Source organism: Sandarakinorhabdus sp., assembly GCF_040398665.1.
Taxonomy (GTDB): Bacteria; Pseudomonadota; Alphaproteobacteria; order Sphingomonadales; family Sphingomonadaceae; genus Sandarakinorhabdus.
The window spans coordinates 299535-316869 of record NZ_JBBATQ010000003.1 but is presented as its reverse complement, the minus strand read 5'-3'; the positions used below and the strand labels follow the sequence as shown (position 1 = coordinate 316869).

Sequence of the window (17335 nt, the reverse complement as noted above, 5' to 3'; positions counted from 1 at the left end):
GAAACCTGAACCACTATTCAACTACGGATCATCATGCACCCGGCCTCGCCGGCGTTGCGCAAAGGGATTGGGAACCCGCTGTGACTGCCGCGCCACACTCGCCAGCCAAGGCCAAAGTTTCTGGCAAGGCGCCGCGTACCGCGCGGGGCCAGCGCACACTGCGCCTGATCCTCGATGCGGCGGCGGAGGAATTCGGCGAGCGCGGCTATCATGACGGCAGCATCGCCCGCATCGCCCAGCGCGCCGGCGTGGCCATCGGCAGTTTCTACACCTATTTCGACAGCAAGCTGGCGGTTTTCCGCGCGCTGGTGGCGGACATGAGCCGGCAGGTGCGCGAACATGTCGTGCCGCACATCCTGGCGGCGCCCGATCGGCTGGCGGGTGAACGCGCCGGCATGGTCGCGTTTCTGCAATTCGTGCGCACCCACAAGGCGCTGTATCGTATCATCGATGAAAGTGCCTTCGTCGCCGAAGACGCCTATCGCCGCCATTATGTCGACGTGGCCGAAGGCTATGCCAACAGCCTGACGCAGGCCTTCGGGCGCGGCGAGATCGGCGATGGTGACCAGATGGTGCGCGCCTGGGCGATCATGGGCATGAACGTGTTTCTGGGCTTGCGCTTTGGTGTGTGGTCAGACGCCGAACCGGTTGAAGCCATTGCCGAAGCCGCCCACGCCCTGATCGCGCACGGCTTGGCACCGCGCTGACGCCGTTCAGCGCGCGGCGCGTCCCCGCCACGGCCAGTCTGTGATGCCGCCTGCCCACAACGCCCACCACACGATCACCGGCTGTGCCAACAGCCGCGGCGCATGATAGCCCCAGCCCAGCACTTGTCCCGAAACGGCAATGCCTTCGATGGCGTGCTTGATGTTGGCCGGAAACACGCACACCGCATAGGCTGCCAGCCCCCAGGCCGCCGCATGGCGCAGGCGCGGGATCATCAGGCCGATAGCGCCGGCCATCTCGGCCACGCCCGTGGCCAGCACCACCTCGCGTGGAAAAGGCACCCAATCCGGCACGATCGGCAGGAAGCCTTCAGGGCTGCGCAGATGCACGATGCCCACTGCCAGATAGGCCAGCGCCAGCACGAGGCGGGCGATGCGACGTGCCAGGCTGTCCCGGTTCACCGGCCTTCGGCATCGGCGGCCAGCGCCGCGGCCAGATCGACATCCCGCTTCAGCCGCGAATCCGCCATGGTTTGCAGCATCAGCACCACGCCGAACTGTCGCACGCGATCGGTCATGAACAAGGTGCCGGCGGCGCCGCCCCAGCCATAGGCATCGGCCGTGCCGCCACCCCAACCGCTGGCGCTGGCGCCGCTGCTGCGCGTATCGAACAAGGTCACCCGGCCACCGGCACCAAAGCCGTTGCTGCCATCGAAGAACACACCCGGCGGCATCAGATTGCTGGACGCCAGCCTGGCGGTGCCGCGCGGCAGGACGGTGCGGCCGTCAAATTCGCCTTCGTTCAGCACGAACTGCGCAAAGCGGGCATAATCGCGCGCTGAACCCACCAGCCCGCCGCCGCCCGAAAGCAGTTTCGGCCGCGTGGTGAAGCCATCCTTTTCCAGCACGGAAATGGGCAGCGGCTTGGTCAGCACCGTGGTCGTGCCGGGCGCCGTCCACAGATAATTGGCCGCCAGCCGCGGCTTGTCCTTCGCCCAGAAGCCGGTATCCGCCATGCCGAGCGGGCCAAAAATCTGCTGCTCCAGCACCTTGTCAAAGCTCATGCCGGTCAGGCGCTCCAGCAACGCACCGGCAACATCCAGGCCGACCGAATATTTCCACGCCGTACCGGGATCGAGCGCCAGCGGCAGGCCAGCCAGCGCCGCTGCCATCACTTGCAGATCCGGCAACGCGCCTTCGCCGGGTTGCAGAAAGGCCGGCACGCTGCCCGGCTGGATGCCCATGCGTTTGTATTCGCGTTCCAACGGGCCATTGCCGTTGATCGAATAGGAAAAACCGGCCGTGTGGGTGAGCAGGTGGCGGATGGTGATCGGGCGCGCGGCCGGCCGCGATTCCAGGCCCTTGGCCGGATCAATCAACACCTTCATGTCGCGGAATTCGGGCAGGATGTCGGCGATCGGCTGATCCAGCTTCAATTCGCCGGCAGCCACGCGCTGCATGATGGCCATGCCGGTGATCGGCTTTGACATCGAATAGAGCCGCCACAATGTATCGGGCGTGGCCTTGGTGGTGCCGCCAAAGGCAGTCACCCCGGCCGAAACAAACACCGGCTTGTGGCGGCCCGGTTCCACCAAGGCTACCACCGCGCCCGGCACCCGGCCTTGCGCAACATAATTGTCGATCAGGCCCTGCACCGCATCATGGCGCAGCGGGGCCAGCCGACGCATCGGCAATTGCGCCGCGGCCTGGCCGGAACCAATGCCAGCGCCAAGGGCGGCCAGCGCAACGGCCTGCAACATCTGACGGCGATCAACAGTCTGCATGGTTCAGTTTCCCTCAATAAGACGACCGGCCTGCGCACGCGCTTCCGGGGTAACATCTGCGCCCGACAACATGCGGGCAATCTCTTCTTTTCGGGCGCTGGCATCAAGCCAGGTCAATTTGGTGCGCGCGCTCTGGCCGTCGCTGGCCTTTTCGATGCGCCAATGGCTGTTGCCGCGCGCCGCGACCTGCGGGCTGTGCGTGACCACCAGCACCTGCGCGCCGCCCGCCAGCCGCGCCAGCCGTTCGCCGATCGCCGAGGCGACCGCACCGCCGACGCCGCGGTCAATCTCGTCAAAGATCATCGTGCCGGCGCTGCCGGCGCTGGCCAGCGCCACCTTCAGCGCCAGGATGAAGCGGGAGAGTTCGCCGCCGCTGGCGATCTTGATCAGCGGGGCGAAATCGGCGCCGGGATTGGTAGCGATTTCGAATTCGGCGCGTTCCCGGCCTTCGGGCCCCCATTCCGGTTCGGCCAACGGTGTGATGCGGGTGCGGAAGCGGGCGGAATCAAGCTTCAACGGCTTGAGTTCGTCCGCAACCGCCGCATCCAGCCGCGCCGCTGCATCCTGACGCGCCTTGCCCAGCGCGGTTGCTGCCCTGGCATAGACGGCGTGAGTGCTCGCCACCACGGCATCCAGGCCCACCAGAGCGTCTTCGCCGGCCGCCAGCGCCGCAGCGCGGGCTTGCAGGCTTTGCGCCAACATGGGCAGCGCATCGGCATCCACCTTGTGCTTGCGCGCCAGCGCCCGCAGCTCGAACAGCCTGGTTTCCACCTGTTCCAGTCGCGCCGGATCGGCATCGAGCGCGGCTGTGGCCCCCGCCAACTGGCTCTCGGCCTCGCCCGCCTCCACCAGCGCCCGATCCAACGATTCGAGCGCCGCGGCCAGCAGCGCATGTTCGCCAGCGATGCGATCGAGCCGGCGCGCAGCCTGGGCCAGAGCCGCGCTGCCATTTGCCAGTTGATCGGCGACACTGGTGAGATCATCGGCGAGACGCGCGCCCTTTTGCATCGCGGCGCGCGCCAGGGCCAGTTCGGCCTCCTCCCCCGGCTCAGCGCGAAGCGCCACCAGTTCGGCAACCGCATGATCCAGCCATTCGCGGTCACGCTGATCCGCGTCCAGCCGCGCGCGCGCCGCCACTGCATTGTCTTGCGCCGTCCGCCATGCCGCCCACGCGGTGCGGGTTTCGGCCAGTTGCGGTGCCAGCGCGCCGAACAGATCGAGCAGGCTGCGGTGTCCGCGCGCGCTGAGCAGGCCGCGTTCATCATGCTGGCCATGGATTTCCACCAGCAGGCCGCCCAGTTCCTTCAGCAAGGCAGCGGACACCGGTTGATCGTTGACGAAGGCGCGGCTGCCGCCATCGGCTTTTACCTGCCGGCGCAAGATGATCGGCCCGTCCGCCTCAAGCCCGTTTTCACTGAGCAGCGCATGGGCCGGATGAGCGGCCGGCAGATCAAATTCCGCCACCACCCTTGCCGCGTCGGCGCCGCCGCGCACCAGCCCGGCGTCTGCCCGGTTGCCGAGCACCAGACCCACCGCATCAAGCAGGATGGATTTGCCCGCGCCCGTCTCTCCGGTCAGAACGACGAGCCCCTGTGCCACATCGATGGCCAAAGCCTCGATCAGCACGACATTGTGAATGGCCAGCGCGGTAAGCACGCGGCCATTGTTAGCCGATTGCCCCGGGGCCGTGCGAGCGCATATTTCAATCCGGGGCCGGGTAATTGCAGCGATGGACGCAACGCCAATCCCTGCTTGCAACTGCTCGAAATTCGCCTATACCCCGGCGCTTCATTCGTCTTCCGATGCGGGTTTGTTCCGGCCTTTTTTAATGGTCGCCTCAAAAACGAGCAAGCGTGTATCGGCTGGCGGAAATTGCCCGTTTCAATGATGGATACAGGTGCCTCATGGCCGTTCCCAAGCGCAAGACTTCGCCTTCCCGCCGCAACATGCGTCGCAGTCACCATGCGTTGACCGCAACCCAGTTTCAGGAATGCCCGAACTGCGGTGAACTGAAGCTGCCGCACAATCTGTGCGGCGCGTGCGGCTTCTACAACGGCCGCGAAGTCGTCGCTGTCGAAGCCTGATTTCAGGCCCGATCCAGGCGTTTGCAGCCCGTCCAGACTTCATGACCGGCTCACCCAACCCTGGCCCGGTGATCGCACTTGATGTGATGAGCGGCGAGGCCGGCGTCGCCGCTGCTGTGGCGGCCGCCGATATCGCCGCCGAGCGCTATCCCCGTCTTTCATTCCTGCTGCACGGCCGCGAGGCTGAGATTGCAGCCGAACTGGCGCGTTGGCCGCGGTTGGCCGCGTGCGCGCGCATCGTCCACAGTGAAGATGTCGTGCTGATGACCGACAAGCCGGCGCACGCGCTGCGCCGCGCCCGCACCACATCAATGGGCATGGCCATCGATTCGGTAAAGCGCGGGGAGGCCCAGGCGGCCGTGTCGGCTGGCAACACCGGCGCGCTGATGGCGATGGCGCTGTTCGGATTGCGCACGATGCCCGGCATCGATCGCCCGGCGCTGGCGGCGCTGCTGCCGACCTTGAAATCCGAATCAGTGATGCTCGATCTGGGCGCCAACACCGAATGCGATGCCAATAATCTGGTGCAGTTCGCGGTGATGGGCGCAGCCTTTGCGCGAACCGTGCTGGGGCTGGAACGGCCGCGCGTCGGGCTGCTCAACATCGGCGAGGAAGAGCTGAAAGGCACCGAACAGATCCGCAAGGCAGCGGGCATCCTGCGCGCGGCGACGCTGCCCATGCAGTTCGTCGGGTTCGTGGAGGGCGACAAGATCGGCACCGGTGACATCGATGTGGTGGTGACCGACGGATTTACCGGCAATATCGCATTGAAAACCGCGGAAGGCACCAGCCGGCTGGTCACGGGCCTGCTCGGCAATGCGTTCCGCTCATCGATCTGGGGGCGCCTCGGCTATTTCATCGCGCGCGGCGCGCTGGAATCGCTGCGCGCGCATCTCGATCCCAATGCCCATAATGGCGCCGTGTTTCTGGGCCTCAATGGCCTGGTGGTGAAAAGCCATGGCAGCGCCAATGCGCGCGGTCTCGCCAACGCCATCGGTGTCGCCCACGATCTCGTGCTGGATGATGTCGGCCGCCGGATCAGCGCCGATCTGGCCGGCGTCGCCAAGGCGCGCGATCATCAGCCGGAGCCTGACGCAGCATGAGCACACGGCGCTCCGTGATCATCGGCACCGGCAGCTATCTGCCGCAGACCGTTCTGAGCAATGACGATCTGGCCGCCCGGCTTGACACGTCCGATGCCTGGATCGTTGAGCGCACCGGCATCCGCCGCCGCCATATCGCCGCGCAAGGCGAGTTCACCTCCGATCTCGGCGCGGCCGCCGCGCGCAATGCGCTCGATGCCGCCGGCCTGAGCGCAAGTGATATCGATCTGATCGTGGTCGCCACGGCCACTCCGGATCAGACCTTCCCGGCGGTCGCCACGGTGATTCAGCACAAATTAGGCATGACCCACGGCGTCGCCTTCGATGTCGGTGCGGTCTGTTCCGGCTTTCTCTATGCGCTCACCGTGGCCGATGCCCTGTTGGTGAACGGCGCCTATGCCCGCGCGCTGGTGATCGGCGCCGAAACCTTCTCCCGGTTGCTGGATTGGGAAGATCGCGCCACGGCGGTGCTGTTCGGCGATGGCGCCGGCGCGGTCGTGCTGGAGGCGCAGGCCCAAACCGGCGGCAGTGCCGACCGCGGCGTGCTGGCCAGCCGCCTGCACAGCGACGGGCGCTACAATGATCTCCTCTATGTCGATGGCGGCCCCGGCTCCACGGGCACGACGGGCCATCTGCGCATGAAGGGCCGCGAAGTGTTCCGGCACGCCGTGGTCAATCTGGCCAGCGTGATGGGCGAAGTGCTGGAAGCGGCCGGCCTGACCCCGGCCGATGTCACCTGGCTGGTGCCGCACCAGGCCAATCTGCGGATATTGGAGGCAACGGCGCGCAAGCTTGATCTGTCGCCCGACAAGGTGGTGGTCACCGTCGATCGCCATGCCAACACCTCGGCTGCATCGGTGCCCCTGGCGCTCGACACGGCGGTGCGCGACGGGCGGATCCAGCCCGGCGACCTGTTGCTGCTGGAGGCGATGGGCGGCGGATTCACCTGGGGTGCCGCTGCCGTCCGGTGGTAGACCCTCGCGCAGCAGTGGCTTTGCCGGACCCACGCACTATCTTGTAGCGAATCGGCAAAAGCTGCGTAGACTGAGCCGCTACAGGTTGTGTTTTTCCATTGGTTGAAATGTCGCATGTGTGCGGCAAAGGGGGGATGAATGACCAACACACCTGCCGCCGGTAGCGTGACGCGGGCCGATCTGGCTGACGCCGTGCATCGCGAAATCGGATTGTCGCGCACCGAATCGGCCGATCTGGTCGAGCAGGTGCTGGACCGGATCAGCGAGGAGCTGGTGGCCGGCCACAATGTCAAGATTTCCAGTTTCGGCAGCTTCGTGTTGCGGGACAAGGGCCTGCGTGTAGGGCGCAACCCGAAGACCGGGGTGGAAGTGCCGATCGAACCGCGCACCGTGCTGACCTTCCGTCCCAGCCAGTTGCTGCGCGAAGCCATCAATCGCAGCTGATCACAGTCGTGGCCGAAAAATCGGACAGCGCCTTTCGCACCATTTCCGAAGCCGCTGACGATATTGGCGTTCCGGCGCATGTCCTGCGGTTCTGGGAGACCCGCTTCGGGCAATTGCAGCCGATGAAGCGGGCCGGCGGGCGGCGATTTTACCGACCGGCCGACATGGCGCTGCTGCGCCAGATCAAGGGCCTGCTGCATGATCAGGGCCTGACCATCCGTGGCGCGGCGCTGGCGCTGGAAGCCAAGGCCGTGCCGCCTGCGGCCCGGATCGACCCCGCCGCCCCCCAGCCTGCACCGCCACGTCCCGCTGACCTTCACGCCCTGCAAGCCATCCGCGATCGGCTGGCTGCGGCGCTGGCGGCCTGAGCAGGCGGATGCGGGTTCTTGCCCTGTTCAGCGCCAAGGGCGGTGTCGGCAAGACCGCGCTGGCGGTCAATCTCGCCCATGCCGCAGCAACGATCTCCGGCAGGCGGACGTTGCTGGTCGATCTCGATCCACAGGGCGCCGCCACCTGGCTGCTGCAAGTGGAACCGCGCGGCGGCGCCAAGGCCCGCAAGCGCCTCGGTGGCGGCGAACTGGACGATCTGATCCAGGCGACCGCCTATCCCAATCTGGATGTGCTGCCCGCCGATCGCTCGTTGCGCCGGCTGGAGGCCGATCTGGCCGGGCAGGACAGCGAAAAATGGCTGAAAAGGGCGCTGAAGCCGCTGGAGGAGCGCTATGATCGCGTCATCCTCGATTGCCCGCCCGGCCTGACCGAGCTGGCCGACCAGATGTTTCGGGCAGCCGATCTGATCCTGGTGCCGGTGGTGCCGTCGCCGCTGTCGACGCGCGCACTGGCGCAGTTGCAGGCGCATCTTGCCGAAGAGATGAAAAACCCGCCGCCGCTGATGCCGGTGTTCAGCCTCGCCGATCGCCGCAAGTCCCTGCACAAGGCGGCGATGGCGGCACAGCCCGGCTGGCCGATGATCCCCTATGCCAGCGCCATCGAAGCGATGGCCGCCAGTCGCCGCCCGATCCTGGCCGGTCCGGGCAGCCCGGCCGCACGCGCCGTCAGTGGCCTGTGGGCCGATGTGGAGCGGCGGCTGGCCGGATAGCCAGCGACCGCTCCACAATCATCACACCGTCAACGACATGCCGCGATAGATGCGACTGCGATAACGGCTGTCCTCGGCATCCGGCAGTGGCGCGCCGGCCAGCAGCACGGCGCGGGCAAAGCGGCGCACCTCTTCTTCGTGCTCGGCGCTGTTCTTCGGCTCTTCCGAACGCACCCGTCTGGTGAGGTTGATCTGGTTGACCGCCACTTCATGCACCAACCGCTCGTTTTCCACCGCAATCGTCGCGGTGAAGGCATGCAGCGTCGTCTTGACGAAATTGGCCAGCGCAAACGCACCCTTGGCCCCTTCCCCCATCGGCACATCCGGCGACACCAGCACCAGTTGGCAATCATCGAACAGCGACACCTTGCGGGCGATGCGGAAATGATGGGTCAGGTTGCTGTCCACCACATCGGCAAAGCCGTCGCCATCCAGCGGCCGATCGGCATCGAACAGTTGATCCGGCAAGGCCTTCAACGGCGTCGAGACGATGGTGGTGGGGTGGCCCCAATTCGCCAGCGCCGTGTCGATCGCGACCTCGATATCGCCATCGATCACCAGCGAGACAACGCGGTCACCACCCTCGCCGATATGGCGGCGGATGGCATCGGCACCGGCGGCGGTTGCAGTGATCAATACCACGCGGGCCACGTCGCAATCGAGGAAGCCCTGCGCCGCCGCGCCGAGATAGTCGGCAAGATGTTCGCCGACCAGCCACACCGTCTTGCCGCCCATCTGCGCCAGACGTTCAGCCTTGGGGCTACCGAACAATTCGCGTTCGGTGTGCGAGCGTTCGACGTTGAGGCCGCCCGACGGCATGAAGGTTTCGCCCGAAACCGCCCGATCGGCGAGGAAGAACACCGTGGCCTGCGCCACTTCGGTTTCGGTGGGCATCTTGCCGAGATGCAGTTGCGACAGCACGCCGCCGCGCACCTTGGCGGCTTCACGGCCGATCTGTGCCACCGGCAGCCACGGCACATCATCGGGCGGCACGCGCAGCAGCCAGTCCGCGTCGCGGGTCTGCCAATCGGTGCCGATCAACCAACCGCCCAGCCGCAGCCGCTTCAACAGCTTGGCTGCCAGCGGCGGGGTGAGGATGTAACGATCCCAGCAGCAGCTTTCGTCGCCTTCGCGGGCACAGGCCAGCGCCAGATCGCGCAGCGGCTGCGGATTGGACCGGTCGTGGCTCAATTGCACCGAATCGTTGCGCGCCAGCCGCCCCAGGATTTGCGCCACCGATCCGCCGGCACGCACCGACCGGATCACCGCAGCGTGCACGGCGTTCAGCCGCTTGTTTTCCAGAATCAGCCGCCCGCGCCGTTCGAACAGGCCGGGCTTGCCGCCCAGGCCCGCCAAGCGGTCGCCATCCACCGGGCCCGGCGCGATGGCGTTGATCTGGATCTGCGGCCCCAGATGGCGCGCCATGGATTCAACCATCGCCCGCTGTCCGGCCTTGGAGACGGCATAATCGGTGCGATTGGGGTAGGATACCGCCAGATATTTCTCCCCGCCGAAATAGCTCGACACGTTGAGAATATAGCCCGAGCCCTGCGCCCGCATCATCGGCACCACCATGTGCATCAGCGCATAGTTGGAGATGAGGTTGGCAAACTGGGTGTGGCGGAAGGCGGCGATGTCCATGTCCACGGCCATTTCCTCGGCACCCGACACGCCGGCATTGTTGATCAGATAATCGATGCGGCCAAAGGCGCGCACGGTTTCATCAACCGCATGCTGCAGTGATTTCATGTCGGCCACATCGATGTTGGCCAGCGTGCGCACGCGTCGTTCGACACCGGCAAAGCCGATATCCTGCAATTCGCCCACAATACGCTCTCGGGCGGCATCCAGTTCAGACGCGCGACGCGCCACCATCATCACCTTGGCGCCCGCCAGCGCCAACAACCGCGCCAGCGCGCCGCCGATGCCGGCCGAACCGCCGGTGATCAGCGCCACCTTGCCCAGATGCAGGCCGGTGATGTTCTCGGCGGTGCCGGCCAGCGCGCGGCGGGCGCCGGTGGCTTTGGCAATGCTGGCCGGGATATACAGGTTGATCGGTTCGATCCGACGGCCACCCATCAACAGGCGGGCGGCATGGCCGGCGGCGAAATCGCGGTTCTCCGGCTCGGCATTGCCGAACCGCACGATCTGATTGCCCCACACGGCGCGTGGGGACCGGGCCTGTTCCAGCGCCACGCGGGCTTCATCGCGCCACACGCGCAGCAGTTCCTCGATGGCGGCGCGGCCGACATCGGCCCAGCCATTGCCGGCGCCATCATCGGGGTTGGTGATGAACAGCACGCGCGGGTCGCCGGGCAGATCGTGCGGGGCCTGCCAATAACGATCAAGCGTGCGCGCGACGGCGATGGACCCTTCCAGTTCATCGTCAACGAAGCGTTCGACAAAGGCATCGCCGGCCTCGGCCAGTGCCCCGGTGAAATAGCCCGGCCCACGCGTCGGCAGGATCACGGCGCTGTCAATCGGGCCGTTGCTGGCGGTGAATTCGGCCAGGGCTTCGTCCATGCTGTTGTGATCGTGGCGCGGGAAGCGCGCCGCTGCGACGCCGGGCGGCAGCCGCTCCATGGCATCATCAAGCGCCGCCTGCGCGTGGAACCCCACCAGCACGCGCGCGCCCTGCCCGGCAAACAGCCCGGCCATGGCCAGCGCGTCGTCCAGCTGATTGCCGGCGCTGATCAGGATATTGTGGCCCATGCCATCGATGGCGCGCAGATCGGGCCGGTGCAGGAATTCGCTGCGCGATTCCAGCGGCACCGCCATGCCGTGGGTGACTTCGAAATCATGGGCGGCAAAGGCGGCGGATTCATCGCTGCCCAGGAACACACAGGCATGGGCAATGTCGGCCGGGGTCGGAAAGGTCTTGGCCTTGGGTTCGCCGCCAACGCTGCGTTCCAGCGCCATCAGGTTGAAGAAGTGATTGGCAGTGCTGCCGGATTCGTCGCCCTTCAACTTGTCCATCGCGGCAAACACGGTGCGGATGCGTTCCGATGCAATCGGGCCAGGATAAAGCTGGTTCACGCGGATGCCGCGAACGCCAAGCTCGCGCGCCAGGCCCTTGGACAGGATGTTGAGCGCGGCCTTGGGCACCGTGTAGGCGGCGCGACCGAAATAATCGGTGCGGCTGAAGATGGTGGACACATTGATGATGCTGCCGCCCTCGCCCATCGCCGACGCGGCGGCGCGCACGAGATTCCAGGCCACCACCATGATGTTGCGGGCGGCATCGCCCACCGTCTCGCTGTCGGGCGTGCCGTCCAGTTCACCCGGCAGCAGCGGCAGATCGCCGAGCACCTGCTTGGGGCCGGCCGAACCGGCATTGTTGACCAGCACATCGATGCGGCCGTGACGGGCGACGACTTCGGCAATGCCGGCGCGCACGGATTCGATGTCGGCGCCGTCCATGGTGACGATGCTGGCATTGGCCGGATTGGCGCCGGTATCGGCCAGCGCGGCCTCCAGTGCCGCCGTGGTGCGCGTGGCATCACGGCCCGACATGACGACCGTGGCGCCTTCGTTCAGGTAACGGCGCACGATGCTGCCACCCAGATTGCCGGCCGCGCCAGTGATCAGCGCGACCTTGCCGGACAGGCGGCCGGCTTGCGTCTCGGGAACGGGCTTGTCGCCTTTGGTCTTGGTCGTGGCGGTCATCAACCCTGCTCCCCATTCTCGCCGGCACCCTGGGTTGCTCCCAGAGATGCCCAGGCTTCATACAGTTCATCCTTGCCGCGCAGGCCCATCGCCGGCAGGGCATGGTTGACGATATAGGTCGCGCCGGTGTGGCGGTTGTCCCACATCGCCTGGTGGGCTTCGGGCAAGCCCTCCCATGGCACCACGGTCGGTTCGGTCACATCCAGGATACTGGCCGCGATCATGTCGTTCATGCGCGTGACTTCATAGGCGTTGCACAAGTGAGTGCCGCGGATTTCGGCCGTCGGCATCACGATGCGGCGCTGACGAGTCCACACCTGCGGCGCGTAGAAATTGTAACGCTGCCCGGCCATGTCTTCACAATAGACCACGCGGCCGGTGAACGGCTTCACCATCGCGGTGGTCACGCCCAGCGTATCCTGCGCGGCGCGTTCCAGCACGATATCCGGATTGCCACGCGGATTGTCTGGGCTGCGCAGCAGCTTGCCGACCGCATTGCCGAAGGGTTTGAGCGTCTTGTCCTGGAACTGGCGCACGGCTTCGCGGAAGGTTTCGATATCGTCACGCGCCACCGGCAGGCGCGGCATGGTATCGGGCCAATCGAAATTGCCGCCTTCCCGCCGCTTGATGCCTTCCAGGCTGACGACGCCCGCCACGGCATCTTCAAAGCCCAGCGACAGGATGAATTCCCGCTGGCCATCGGTGTTGGTGACCACCACGATGCGGCAGCCCAGCGCACGGGTGGCCTCGATCATTTCAAGGCCGGTTTCATCGGCGAGCGTGCGCGTGCCGGGGCCGTAGAAGATCAGCACCGCCTCGCCACCCCTCGCCCCCGCGCGCGAAAGCATGGTCACCGGATCGGAACCGCCACGCTTGCCCATGAAGCTGAGGTGATAGCCCGACGACGCGCCGTAAAAGGCCAACTTGCCGCCATCGGCGAGCAGTTGGAACGAGCGCGGGAAGGCGGTTTCGCCGGCATGGCTGACGGCATAATCCGCCAGCTTGCCGCCGTTCATCGCCTTGTATTCATCCACCAATGCTTCGCCGGCCTGTTCCCAGGCGGCCCAATCGGCCTTGTCGCCATCCGGCACCGAGGTGAACAGATTCTTGAAGCGCGGATCGGTGCGATCGAGCGACCCCACCGCGCCCTTGCTTTGCACGAATTCTGCGCGCGCCGGGCTGGAGACCAGTCCGGTGACCAGCAACCCGCTGGACTTGGCGGATTTCAGCGCATCCAGGCCGGTGCCGGTGGCGGACCCTTCGATGAAGATGGTCTTGCCGCCGACGATTTCCAGCGTGGTGAACAGGCAGCGCCAGATGGTGCCGAGGTTGAGGATATAGGAACCAGCCTGTTCCAGCGTCAGATCGCCGGGCACGCCGTGCAACTGCGGCGCTTGCACCGTCAGGAACTGCGCGTGGCTGCCCGATTTGGTTTCATAGCCCTGGATGGCAAAATCCGCATACATCGGATCGCGGCCAGCCTGTGGGGACAGGAGATCGGAGGTGCCGGAATAGACCGCCACCAGATCGCCGACCTTCACCCGGCCCTGCCCGCGCACTTCGCTGCCCAAGGCGGCGACCAGCGCGAGACCGCCCGAACCGGTCAACTGCACATCTTCTTCGTGATTGTCGAACGGTGACACCGGAATGCCGGTCAACGCCCAGATATCGTTGAAGTTGACTTCCGAGGTGAGCAGATAGACCAAAGCCTCGTTGGGTTCCGGTTGCGGCACCGGCACGATCAGCGGCTTTTCGTGGCTGGCGGGCGGGCCGAACTGCGGAGCGCCGGTATCAGGATCACGCGCGATGCCGAAGCCATATTGATGGCCGGGGATCGGCGTGATGCCGGGGAAGAACGGCGCGCCGATCGGCAGCAGATCGCCAGCCGCTTCCAGATGCTGCGCGCGCGCTTCGAACTCGGCGGCGATATGCACGCCATTGCGGCGCACCGGCAGCGGCGGCGCCTTCTTGTCCATGAACAGGCGAATGCCGATCTTGCCGCCATCGGGATCAACCACGGCCTGCGCGAATTCCTCGGCTTCGCGGGCGAGACCGGCGGTCATGCCGTCGGTCCAGCCGGTGCGAATGGCGGCGATGGCGCGCTCACCGGCGCGGCCGCGGCCGGCCCAATCGAGCTGGCGCAGGATGCGCTGCACGAAATCGTCGGACAGGGCTTCGTCCAGATCGACATGGCCGGGTTGCTGCCAAACCGATTTGGCGGCCTTGCGGCGTTCCGCCCAGGCGCGGCCAAGATGGCTGGTATCGCCCAACCGCACGAACTCGCGCACGGCGGCATGCGCCAGGCTGAGCGCGTCGGTGGCACCATCGGCGACGGCATCGACAGCGCCCATGGTGAGCGCGGCTTGCGCCTCGACACTGCGCCCGCCCAGGATCAGATCGAGCGCATCGAGCAGGCCTTCATGGCCGCGGCGATCGGCGAGCAGACGCGGCAGGCGCTGCGTGCCGCCATAGCCCGGCAGCAGGCGCAGGCGGATTTCCGGCTGACCAAAGCGCGCATGGGCTTCGGCAACACGATAATGGCAGGCCAGCGCGAATTCCATGCCGCCGCCCAGCGCGACGCCCTGAATGGCCGCGATGCAGGGCTTGCCCATCTGCTCGATCTTGCCGAACGCCAATTGCGCGTTGGCCGGCAGCACGCGGGCTTCTTCCACGGTGTGGATTTCGTCGAGGAACTGGCGGATGTCGGCGCCGGCCACGAAGCTGGCGGTGCCATCGCCGGTGAACACCACGGCAGCGACATCGTCGCGGCGCGACAGATGCTCGACGACGATCACCAGTTCATCGATGGCGCGTTCGTTGAGCGCGTTGACCGGCGGGTTGGTGATGAACACCGTCGCCACCTTCTTGCCCGGCGCCACCGTGTTGTATTGAATGCGGAAATAACGATAGCGATCGAAAATATCCTGATCGGCCGACAGGCGCTGCTTGCGTTCCCAGGCGCCGATCACGCGCTTGAGTTCGTCCAGGCTTTCCGGATTCTTCAGCGTGGTGACATCGCCGATCGGCGTACCCTCCACCAGCGCGCGGACCATGCGGCGCATATATTTGCCGCTGCGGGTTTCCGGAAACTGGCTGACCGTGATGAAATCGCCGGGCACCGCGACGGCGCCCTTTTCGCTGCGCACCAGATCGGCGAGGCGGCGTTCATCGTCGCGGGTGATGATCTGGCCGGGCGCCGGGGTGATGAAAGCGAGCGGAGTCAGGCCCTTCTCGCGGTGCGGTGCGCCGACCACCAGCACATTGCCGACCGGGCTTTCCGGATTCAGCGCCTTGTCCCGCAGGATGGCACCTTCGATTTCCTCGGTGCCCATGCGGTGGCCGGACACGTTGATCACGTCGTCCGAACGGCCATGCAGCGAGAAGCCGTCATCCTCGCCCTGCACGGCGAAATCGCCCTGGGTATAGGCCCAGACGCCCTGCCAGCGGCCCCAATAGCCATCGCGCCAACGCCCGGCATCGCCGGCCCAGCCGCCGACCACGCGGCCGTCTTCCACCTGGAAATTGCCGGCATCGCCCCACACGGTGCGCGCCAGATAGGGATAGGGCGCAGCGATGATGATTTCGCCCTTTTCACCACGACCGGCCTTGCGCCATGACACACCATCGCTGCCGTCGCGCTGCAACAACACGCGCGCCGCGCGGTCGCCGGCTTCATCCTCTACCCACACGTCGCCAACGATCCACGGCAGCGGGAACGTGCGCGCGTCGGCCGCCAGCGGGAAATCGCCGTTGCCATAGAAATGCGTCCAGGCGATGCCGCCATGCTCGGTCGCCCAATAGCTGTTGATATATTGCGACGTCAGATGCTCCATGCCGAACGCCTGCACCGGCGGCGAGCAAGGCTCGGCGCAAAAGGTGGCGACGCGCAGGCCCGACAGGTCGTAAGCCTCGATATCCTTGAGGTTCTGCGGATCGGTCATCACCGCCTTCAGGAAGGTGACGCCGGCCTTGAAGATGGTCACGCCGTGCTGCTCGATCATCGCGGCAAAGCGCCCGGCGTGCGGAAATACCGGCGAGCCCTCGGCCAGCAAGGTGGTGACGCGCGACAGCAGCGAGGCGGCGATCATGTAGCTCTGACCGGTGATCCAGCCCGGATCGGCCACCACGAACATCACATCGCCCGGCCGTGCATCAAAGGCGACCTTCATGGTTTCCATGATGCCGCTGGCATAGCCGCCATGGACATGCACGACGCCCTTGGGCTTGCCGGTGGAGCCGGAGGTATAGATGAAGAACAGCGGAAATTCGGCATCGACCGGCAGCGGCTTGGACGCCGCCCAGATCGCCCGCACGAACGCATTGTCATCCAGCGCATGCAGCGCAGCTTCATCGGCCAGGCCGGCAGCGGCCAAAATCTCGGCCAGCGCGACATTGGTGAGATCATGGCCCCACACGTCGCGATCGCGCCAGACGATATCGGGCACTTGCACATGGGTGGCGACGATCACCGCCTCGACGCGCGGCGGGGTGGAAACCAGTGCCTCGGCAATGGCGATGCGGATGCGGGCGGACTGCGCCGCATCGACCAGGGCTTCCTTGCCCAGCTCGGCGAGCGCGCGGCCCAGGCCGCGCATCACGTCGCCGCGTTCGACGGTCACTTCGCCCTTCAGCGACGCGGTCACGATTCCGACCATCGCATCCCGGGTGGAATCGATCAGGCCCAGATCGCCGGCATCGAGCCGTTCCTGCAACAAGCGCAGCGCCACATCGACCGGCACATAATTGTCGAGCGCCGGATCGGTGTAGGCCGTCTTGAACGGCACCACCTGCGCGTTGCGATAGCCACCATCGGCCGTGATGACGATGCGCGCGCCGGCATCGTGAATACGGTCGGACAGCGTCTTGTCGGAAAAGCCGCCGAACACCGGCGTGTAGATGACACCGATGCGCTTGGCCGCTTCCGTCCAATACAACTGCGCCGGAATATTGGGCATATTCAGCGCGATGCGGTCACCGGCCTTCAGGCCGAGACGCTGCAGCGCCACCGCGCATTTCGCCGCTTCCAGCAGCAACTGGCGCCGCGAGACCGTGACGCAATCGACCGGCGCGCCGCGGCCGTTGTCAGCCGCCAGATCCCAGCGATCGCCTTCGAAAATGAAGGCCGCTTCGCTGCCATGGCCGGCCAGCACATGGCGATCGAGTTCGTTGAATGCCGCGTTGGTGCGGCCGCCTTCGAACCAACGGAAGTTGGGCGCAGCATCGGCATTGAAGGCACGGTCCCACGGCGCGAAGCCTGCCGGCAGATCGGCCGACACCGGCGCCGCGGTTTCGGCATCCCACCCGGCCCAATGTCCGTCGGCCGAACGGCTCAGCCAAACCGGGCGGCCGGCAATGTCCACCAACCAGTGCAGGTTGCACGCGGCGATTTCGCCATGAAATGCGCCGGGATCGGCCAACACGGCACTGCGCATCGCATCCCAATCGGCGCGGTCACGTACCGGATTATACTGCGGCGCCGGCACGGGCGGGCGGAAGGGAGCGGCGGGATCATACAT

General features: G+C 66.1%; 12 protein-coding genes. 7 read left to right on the top strand and 5 right to left on the bottom strand.

What is annotated here, in order from left to right:
• The first annotated feature begins 80 nt into the window (after window positions 1–80).
• A complete protein-coding gene (locus ABWP22_RS06435; RefSeq protein ID WP_353199132.1) occupies window positions 81–707 on the top strand; it encodes a TetR/AcrR family transcriptional regulator in 627 nt (208 codons plus the stop codon).
• A 6-nt stretch (window positions 708–713) separates the two neighbouring features.
• On the opposite strand, the gene ABWP22_RS06430 is transcribed toward ABWP22_RS06435, so the two are convergent.
• From ABWP22_RS06430 to recN, 3 genes are read right to left on the bottom strand one after another with little or no spacing between them, the layout of a single operon-like run.
• Complete coding sequence (locus ABWP22_RS06430) at window positions 714–1127, bottom strand: DoxX family protein (RefSeq protein WP_353199131.1); 414 nt, start codon at window positions 1125–1127, stop codon at window positions 714–716.
• On the bottom strand, window positions 1124–2449 hold the full coding sequence (locus tag ABWP22_RS06425; RefSeq protein WP_353199130.1) for a serine hydrolase domain-containing protein: 1326 nt from the start codon (window positions 2447–2449) through the stop codon (window positions 1124–1126). The genes ABWP22_RS06430 and ABWP22_RS06425 overlap by 4 nt, the downstream gene beginning before the upstream one ends.
• 3 nt (window positions 2450–2452) lie before the next feature.
• Window positions 2453–4105, bottom strand: coding sequence for a DNA repair protein RecN (gene recN, locus ABWP22_RS06420; RefSeq protein WP_353199129.1), 1653 nt, complete (start codon window positions 4103–4105; stop codon window positions 2453–2455).
• 248 nt (window positions 4106–4353) lie between these two features.
• Between recN and rpmF the strand changes: the two genes are divergently transcribed.
• From rpmF to ABWP22_RS06390, 6 genes are all read left to right on the top strand, one after another.
• Window positions 4354–4533, top strand: a complete 180-nt coding sequence (gene rpmF, locus ABWP22_RS06415) for a 50S ribosomal protein L32 (protein ID WP_022680619.1) — start codon at window positions 4354–4356, stop codon at window positions 4531–4533.
• A 41-nt stretch (window positions 4534–4574) separates the two neighbouring features.
• Entirely contained in the window at window positions 4575–5636 is a 1062-nt protein-coding gene (plsX, locus tag ABWP22_RS06410; protein ID WP_353199128.1) for a phosphate acyltransferase PlsX, read from the top strand.
• Complete coding sequence (locus tag ABWP22_RS06405; RefSeq protein WP_353199127.1) at window positions 5633–6610, top strand: beta-ketoacyl-ACP synthase III; 978 nt, start codon at window positions 5633–5635, stop codon at window positions 6608–6610. The genes plsX and ABWP22_RS06405 overlap by 4 nt, the downstream gene beginning before the upstream one ends.
• Before the next feature lie 138 nt (window positions 6611–6748).
• Complete coding sequence (locus ABWP22_RS06400; protein ID WP_353199126.1) at window positions 6749–7054, top strand: integration host factor subunit alpha; 306 nt, start codon at window positions 6749–6751, stop codon at window positions 7052–7054.
• Window positions 7055–7062: 8 nt separating this feature from the next.
• On the top strand, window positions 7063–7422 hold the full coding sequence (locus ABWP22_RS06395) for a MerR family transcriptional regulator (RefSeq protein ID WP_353199125.1): 360 nt from the start codon (window positions 7063–7065) through the stop codon (window positions 7420–7422).
• Between the two features lie 8 nt (window positions 7423–7430).
• Complete coding sequence (locus ABWP22_RS06390) at window positions 7431–8153, top strand: ParA family protein (RefSeq protein ID WP_353199124.1); 723 nt, start codon at window positions 7431–7433, stop codon at window positions 8151–8153.
• Window positions 8154–8174: 21 nt separating this feature from the next.
• On the opposite strand, the gene ABWP22_RS06385 is transcribed toward ABWP22_RS06390, so the two are convergent.
• The gene (locus ABWP22_RS06385; protein WP_353199123.1) at window positions 8175–11819 is read right to left on the bottom strand and encodes an SDR family NAD(P)-dependent oxidoreductase; all 3645 of its coding nucleotides are present in this window, start codon (window positions 11817–11819) and stop codon (window positions 8175–8177) included.
• Window positions 11819–17335, bottom strand: coding sequence for an AMP-binding protein (locus tag ABWP22_RS06380; RefSeq protein WP_353199122.1), 5517 nt, complete (start codon window positions 17333–17335; stop codon window positions 11819–11821). Before ABWP22_RS06380 ends, ABWP22_RS06385 begins: the two co-directional genes overlap by 1 nt.